This is a genomic window from Deinococcus arboris, from assembly GCF_009755355.1.
Lineage (GTDB): Bacteria > Deinococcota > Deinococci > Deinococcales > Deinococcaceae > Deinococcus > Deinococcus betulae.
Genome location: NZ_WQLB01000033.1, coordinates 47,455 through 54,747 on the forward strand (window position 1 = coordinate 47,455; position 7,293 = coordinate 54,747).

At 70.2% G+C, this 7,293-nt stretch carries 5 protein-coding genes; 2 read left to right on the forward strand and 3 right to left on the reverse strand.

Features of this window, described 5'->3' with window-relative positions; translation table 11 throughout:
* Positions 1-100: 100 nt before the first annotated feature.
* Genes GO986_RS18545 through GO986_RS18555 form a run of 3 tightly spaced genes read right to left on the reverse strand, consistent with a single transcriptional unit; the run spans position 101 to position 3,551 of the window.
* Positions 101-1,720, reverse strand: a complete 1,620-nt coding sequence (locus GO986_RS18545) for a (2,3-dihydroxybenzoyl)adenylate synthase (protein WP_369409465.1) — start codon at positions 1,718-1,720, stop codon at positions 101-103.
* Positions 1,717-2,883: an isochorismate synthase gene (locus GO986_RS18550; protein ID WP_157460816.1), complete on the reverse strand. Its 1,167-nt coding sequence runs from the start codon at positions 2,881-2,883 to the stop codon at positions 1,717-1,719. Before GO986_RS18550 ends, GO986_RS18545 begins: the two co-directional genes overlap by 4 nt.
* On the reverse strand, positions 2,880-3,551 hold the full coding sequence (locus GO986_RS18555; RefSeq protein WP_157460818.1) for a 4'-phosphopantetheinyl transferase family protein: 672 nt from the start codon (positions 3,549-3,551) through the stop codon (positions 2,880-2,882). The genes GO986_RS18550 and GO986_RS18555 overlap by 4 nt, the downstream gene beginning before the upstream one ends.
* A 285-nt stretch (positions 3,552-3,836) precedes the next feature.
* On the opposite strand from GO986_RS18555, the gene GO986_RS18560 reads away from it, so the two are divergent.
* Positions 3,837-4,844, forward strand: a complete 1,008-nt coding sequence (locus GO986_RS18560) for an imelysin family protein (protein ID WP_157460820.1) — start codon at positions 3,837-3,839, stop codon at positions 4,842-4,844.
* The gene (locus GO986_RS18565; RefSeq protein WP_369409466.1) at positions 4,841-7,111 is read left to right on the forward strand and encodes a 4-helix bundle domain-containing protein; all 2,271 of its coding nucleotides are present in this window, start codon (positions 4,841-4,843) and stop codon (positions 7,109-7,111) included. Before GO986_RS18560 ends, GO986_RS18565 begins: the two co-directional genes overlap by 4 nt.
* Positions 7,112-7,293: the final 182 nt, after the last annotated feature.

Genomic DNA, 7,293 nt, shown 5'->3' on the forward strand with positions numbered 1-7,293 from the left:
AACGGTGAAATCCGGCCGGAGGGCCTCGCAGAGCTGCGCAGCACAGAAGGAGAACAGGCGGGCTGACAGGCGTGGCGAACGAATACAGACGGCATCCGTCTCAGACCGGCCGGGCCTGGGCCAGTGCGCGCAGGGCGGGTTTGTCAATCTTGCCAAAGGCCGTGCGGGGCAACTCGGGCAGGAATTCGATGCGGTCAGGAATCTTGTAGGCGGCCAGGCCGAGGCTATGCAGGTGCCGTTTGAGGGTCAGGGTCAGCCCCGGCGTCACCGGGCCGTCCGGCTGCACAAAGGCGCAGCTGCGCTCCCCCAGCAGCGGGTCGGGCACGCCCACCAGCGCGGCGTTCTGCACCTGCGGGTGACCCAGCAGGGCGTATTCGATCTCCTCGGCGGCAATCTTCTCGCCGCCCCGGTTCACCTGATCCTTGTGGCGGCCGCTGACGGTCAGGGCGCCGTCGGGCCAGCGGGTCACGATGTCGCCCGTGCGGTAAAACCCGTCCGGGGTAAAGGCCCGCGCGTTGTGGTCGGGCGCGCGGAAGTACCCGCGAATGGTGTAGGGCCCGCGCGTCAGCAGGTGCCCCGGCGTGCCGTCGGGCAGGTCCCTGTCCTGGTCGTCCACCACGCGCACCTCGTCGTGGGGACTGATGGGGCGGCCCTGCGTGGTATAGGCCGCATCAGGGTCAGCGCCGGGGCGCACGTAATTGACCAGCCCCTCGGCCATGCCGAAGACCTGCTGCACCTCGGCCCCCAGCACCTCCGGCACCTGGCGGGCCACGTCGGGACTCAGGGGCGCGCCGCCCACCTGCACCCGCGCCAGTGAGCCCAGGGCCGAGCGGTCCCGCCGCGCCGCTTGCAGCCACACCAGCAGCAGGGCCGGCACCAGGGCCGTCATGGTGACGCCGCGCCGCCGAATCAGGTCAAAGGCCACGTCTGGCGTGGGCTGCGGCGCGATCACCACCTGGCCGCCCGCGTGCAGCACCCCCAGCGTGCCCGGCGAGGACAGCGGGAAGTTGTGCGCCAGCGGCAGCGCGGCCAGGTAAACCGTCTCGGGGGACAGGCCGCAGATCTCGGCGCTGGCCCGCACGCTGTACAGATAATCGTCGTGGGTGCGCCCAATCAGTTTGGGGGTGCCGGTGCTGCCGCCCGACAGCTGAAAAAGGGCCAGGTCCGACGCCGACACCGCCAGCGCAGAGAATGGTGCCAGGTCGTCTGGCGGCGTCAGAGGTACAAATTCCTCCGGCTCGCCCAGCACGAAGACTCGCCGCAAACTGGGAGCCTGGGCCTGCACGGCGCGCGCCAGCGGGCGGTAGTCAAAGCCCGCGTGGCGGTCTGCAACGATGTACGCGGCGGCCTCGGCGTGGGTGCAGAAATACCCAATCTCGCTCTGGCGGTGGGCCGGGAGCGCCAGAATGGGCTGCGCCCCCAGCCGGGTCAGGCCAAACAGCACGTCAAAGAACTTGGGCGTATTGGGCAGCTGCACCACCACGTGGTCGCCCTGCCCCAGCCCCTGCGCGGCAAAATGGGCCGCCTGCCGGTCGGCGCGGGCGTCCAGGTCGCGGTAGGACACCTCCTGTTCCCCGTAGACCAGGGCGGTGCGGCGGCCGTACTGCGCCGCCAGCCCCCGAAGCCAGGCGCCAAACGGCTCGCCCTGCCAGTAGCCCAGGTCGCGGTACAGCTGGGCAACCTCGGCGGGCCAGGGGGTGAAGTCCGGGGCCGCCGTCACAGCGCCCCCAGTTCTTCGCCCGGCTGCACGCCCAGGGCGCCCAGCATGGTGCGGAATTTGGCCGCGGTCTCAGCCCGCTCGCTCGCCGGGTCTGAGGCCGCCACCACGCCCGCCCCGGCAAACAGCCGCACCTGCTGCGGCGTCACCTCGGCGCAGCGGATGGTCACGGCCCACTCGCCGTCGCCCTGGGCGTCGCACCAGCCCACTGCGCCAGCAAAGAGCCCCCGGTTCCCCGGCTCGTGGGTGCCGATAAAGTCGTGGGCGGCCCCCTGCGGCACCCCGCACACGGCCGGGGTAGGGTGCAGCCGCTCGACCACGTCCAGCACCGTGCAAGCCGGGTCCTCCAGCTCTGCCACGATGGGTGTGGCCAGGTGCCAGAGGGTGCCCGCCGAGATGACCTGCGGCGCTGATGGCACCTCCAGGCGGCGGCACAGCGGCGCCAGGGTGTCGCGGATGGCGTCCACCATCAGCGCGTGCTCGGCCAGGTCCTTGCCCGACGCCTGCAAGTCGGCGGCCTGGGCCGCGTCGGCGTCCGGGTCGGCCAGGCGCGGGCGTGTGCCGGCCATCGGCCGCAGCCGCAGCGTGGGGCCGCGTTTGCTCACCAGCAGTTCGGGGCTGGCCCCCAGCAGATGCCGGTCAGGCGCGAGTTCCAGCGCAAAGGTGTAGCCCGCCGGATTCTGCCCGGCCAGCTGCGCGACCAGCGGTGCCAGCGCCAGCGGCCCGGCCAGGTCCAGGTGCAGCACCCGGCCCAGCACCACCTTGTCCAGCAGGCCCGTCTGCAGGGCGGCGACCGCCCGCGCCACCAGCGCCTCGTAGTCAGCGCCGCTGGGCACCGAGGTCAGGCCGCGCACGGCGGCCAGGGGGGACGGGGTCAGGGGGGCCGGGGGCCGGGGCAGGCCCCAGCGCGGCTGAGGCGCCACCCGTAAGGTCGCGGCCTCCAGCGGGTCAAAGGGAATGGCGCCCACCAGGGCCGCCCCGCGCGCGCCGCTTTGCCCGGCGGCCCGCAGCAGAAAGCGGCCCTGGTCGCCCAGAGGCAGCCCTGCCGGACATGCCAGGTTCCAGAGGTCCTGGGCTTCTAACGAGGTGGTGGGTGAATACCAGACAAACGGAGCCAGCGACCCGGCAGGGCGGTGAGGGGCGGGCAGGGGAAAGGGCAGACTCATGGCAACTCCTGAGACACAGGGTCCTGAAAAAGAGGGTGAAGAGGCTGGCAGGTCAGGGCCGCCAGGTGCCCGGTCGTCTGCGCCCAGACCGCCCGCAGGCGCTGGCCGCGCACCCAGCCGGGGGCCAGGGTGCGGGTCAGGGTCAGCTCGGCCCGGTCTGGGGTCAGGACGGTAACGGCGAAGGCCGCCGGGTCAAACGGCACCTGTGCGGTGGGAAACGCGGCCTTGAAGGCACTTTCCCGCAGCACATGGCGCAGCAGGGCCGGCCCGGACAGCAGCGGCGAGCGCTCTTCCAGGTCCAGCCCCAGGGCCAGCGTGCTGGGGCCAGTTACCGCCAGCGCCAGCGCGCCGCTGTGGGCCAGCGATCCGCTGAAGCCAGGGGGCCAGCTGGGGGCGCCGCCCGGTCCCCTGCCCAGCGACAGAGAGCCGGTCCAGCCAGCGCGCCGCAAGGCCTCGGCGGCGCAGGTGCGGCCAGCGGCCTGTTCCTGGCGCCGGCGGGCGTGGGCGTGGGGAGGCAGGGGCGGTAAGGGCGGCGTCTGGGCGGGCACAGCGACCAATCCGGTGCCCGGAAGGTCACCACTCTGAACAGTCCAGACCTCCTGCCCGGCCACCTCCATGCCGGCCAGCTGCAGCGGCGCGTCGGTGAAGTGGGAGAGGCGGCCCAGCAACAGGTGAAGGGAAGACGTGACGTCTGGCAGGGAGAGGACGCAGGGACTATGAGCCATAGGGCACCGGGGGCCAGGGTTCCGGAAGGACAGGAACGGCCTGTTGGAATCTGACAAACCCGACTGGAATAGTCAAGTTTAGATTTAGCCTGAGCAGTTTGATATCGAATCTTTTCGCGGGCAGGAGAGCCGCTAAAAGTAGGCCCAGCTGGGCGCTGAGTAACCCGAGACCAGACCCCTCAGTGTCTTAATGTTGACTTAATCGCTCGGTTTAACTAAGTTTACCCTATGAAACTGGCATTAAGCCTCGCCCTTGCTCTGGGCACCACAGCGGCGGCGGCCGACCTCAGCGGCGTCAAAACCTACCTCAGCGGCAAGATTGGAACGCAGCTGGCCGGCACCCAGGCCCTCAGCCAGGCCGCCGACCGCTACTACGCGCTGGCCAAGGCCGCCAACTTCAATTACAAGACGCTGGCCGGAAATGCTCAGGCCCACGCCGCCCTGCAAGCCGCCCGCGCCGCCTGGCAGAAAGCCAGCCCCGCCTACGAGGACATTGAAGGCATCGTGGCGGGCGTGGACGTTCTGGGCGAGTTCGACGTGATTCTGGACGCCGGCACTAGTGAGGGCGAGGACGCCGTGCCCTTTGACCTCAAACTGCCCAGCGGCAAGGTGCTGCAAAAGCCCGGCAACCTCTTCGGGGTCAATGAGGGCGCGCTGTGGGGCACCGTGCCTACCTTCAGCAGCGGCGTGAAGGCCGACGTGAACGGGAACGGCAAAGCCGACTTTGGCGACCTGCTGCCCGACGCGAACGTCCTGAAAGCCGCAGCCAACCTCCTGAACAGCGAAAGTGGGCGCCTGCAAAAGGCCGCGGTGGCCTGGACCCCCACCCGTGAGGACGTGTTTGGCGCGCTGGTCGGCAACGTGCCCACCGTCGGGCCGGTGTTTTTTGAAGACTGGAAATCCAGCCCCTTTGTGCTGGGCGCCCGCAGTCAGCGCCAGGACTTCGTGGTCATTTCGCGCCTGAGTGACCTGCGCGGCAACGTGTCGTCGTGGCAGGCCATGTACCGTGGCCTGAGCCCCGACGTGAAGGCCAAGAGCGCCGCGCTGGACGGCCAGATTCTGACGGGCCTGAATGACCTCGCCGCCCTGGTGGACAAGCTGGTGGCCCGCGAAAAAACCCGTCGCTACACCCCCGAGCAGGCCGAGCAGCTTCAGCGTGAAGCCCAGAACCGCGCCACGGTCATCACGGGCCGCATCACGCAGGCGGCGGCGCTGGTTGGGGTCAAACTTCAGTGAACCGCACCTGGCTGCTGCCGGCCTTCCTGCTGGGCCTGGCCGGCGCCACTGACCTGGCGACCCCCGCCGAAACGGTGCGCGCCCGGCTGGCCGAGGCGGGGCTGGAAGTGGGCTTTGACCGCGCCGCCGCCGCCGGGCTGGTGCGCGAGGCGCGGGGCGCCTTTGCGGTGCTGCGCCCGGCCCTGACGCCCGGCGCCGCCCCTGTCGAGGCGGCCCTGACCCGCGCCGAGCGCGCCGCTCTGGCTGGGGACGAACCGGCTCTGGCGCAGGCCAGCGCGCAGGCGTGGACGGCCCTGCTGGCCGGCGCTCACCGTCAGCTGGAAGCCAGCGTGCAGGCCGGCAGTGCCGACGAGGCCCGCGACTGGCTGGCCGTGCGCGAATTCCGGGTGGCCAGCAGCCTGACCCGGCTGGGCGCCGACGCCACCGAGGCGGTGGAGGCCCTGGGGCGCGGTCAGCTTTCGCCGGCCGACGCCTTAAAGGCTGTGCGGGCCGATGTGCTGGACGGCTACCAGTCGCGCCTGAACGACGCCCTGCGGGAACTGGGGCGGTCCCAGGCCCTCGGCTTCCGCACCCTGGCGGCCGAGCAAAAAAGCCTGGCCAGCGGCTATTTCGCCCTGCTGGCCCCGGCCCATACCGAGCAGCGCGGCGCAGCGCAGACCGGGCGGCTCCAGGCCGCCCTGAACGGGTTGCCCGCCACGCTGCCGCAGGTGCAGGCCCTGCTGGAAGGGTTCCGCGCCGCGCCTCTGAGCGAACGCGAACGCAACGCCCGTTCGGCCCAGTTGCTGCGCTTCTTGTCGCTGGTGCCGGTGGAATACGGGCGCGGCGTCAAGGTTGACGCTGGCCGGGCCCTGGTGACACAGGAGGTCGAGGTCAACGAGGCCCGCACCTTCCTGGCCGGCGCGGTGACCGCCTTTGCCGACCTGGCGCCGCTGCTGCCTGACCAGGCGCAGAGCCGTGACCTGGGCGCGGGGCTGACCGCCCTCTCGGCGGCCCTCTCGGCGCCGCAGATGGCCAAGGTGGTGCTGGCGCCTGGTGACCTGGAGAAGCAGGTGGGCGCCCTGACGACCCAGGCCCGGGCCGCCTTACCCGCCGAGTGGCAGAAGACGAACGCAGGGGCCGACCTGGATGTGGTGCGTACCCAGCTGGACGCGGTGGTCGCGGCGGCCCAGGCCGGCGACTGGACGGCCGCCGAAACCGCCCGCCTGGACGCCTACTCGCTGCTGGAGAGCGGCACCGAGGCCCGTATCGCCGTCTTTAACCCCGACCTGAAGGTCGAGCTGGAAAGCCTGCTCTGGAACGGCACCAGGCCCAGAGGGCTGGCAGCCCTGATCCGGGACCGGGCCGCTGAGGGCGACTTCCGGGCCACGCGCGCCGAGTTGCAGCGCACGCTGGCCCAGGTCGCCCGGATTCTGGGGACCGAGGTGGCGCCCGCCTCTATCGCCACGAACGCGGGCATCATCGTCTTCCGCGAGGGCCTGGAAGCGGTGCTGATTCTGGCGGCTCTGATGGGCAGCCTGCGCAAAGGGCATCTGGTGCGGCTGCGCCGGCCCATGTGGCTGGGCGCAGCGGGGGCCGGGGTGGCCACGGTCGCCACCTGGCTGGTGATGCAGCGCACCCTGTCGCTGCTGGGGCGCTACGGCGAGAAGCTGGAAGCGGTGGTCAGTCTGGTGGCCATCGCCGTGCTGCTGCTCATCATGAACTGGTTTTTCCATCAGGTGTACTGGACGGACCGTATGGCCAGTTTTCAGAAGCACAAACATGAACTGACGCACGGCGGTCCCGCGCTGCGCGCCCAGTGGTGGGGCCTGGCGGTGCTGGGCTTTACCTCTATCTACCGCGAGGGCTTTGAGACCGTGCTGTTCCTGCAGTCGCTGGTGCTGCAGGCCGGGCCGGGGGCGGTGCTGTCAGGCACAGCGCTGGGGCTGGGGGCGGTGCTGGGCGTCGGCGCCCTGGTCTTTAAGTGGCAGGCGCGGCTGCCCATGAAAAAGCTGCTGGTGTGGACTGGCATGCTGATTTGCGCGGTGCTGGGCGTGATGGTCGGCAACACGGTGCACACGCTGCAACTGGTGGGCTGGCTGCCCGTTCATCCGCTGCCGGTCGCCTTTCCTGGCTGGGCGGGGCTGTGGCTAGGCCTGCACGCCACCTGGGAAGGTGTGCTGCTGCAGGTGCTGTCGGTGGCCGCCGTGATCGGGTCTTTCTTTGCCGCTGAAACCATCAAGGAGCGCGAACTGGCCCGCAAGCGCAAGGGGGCGGCTTTGTCGCCCTAAACCGCCCCCCTGCTCTCCTTTAGGCGGAGCCGCCTTCAGATAGACGCCGGTTCAACCGTTGACAAAAACGATTGAATCCGAGCAGAGAGGGGAGGAGCCAAACGGGTTCCGGGCATGGAGTTGGCACAGTGGCGATCTTCCGCTGTATCAACGAACCAGACGGAACCCGTATCAGATGTCTG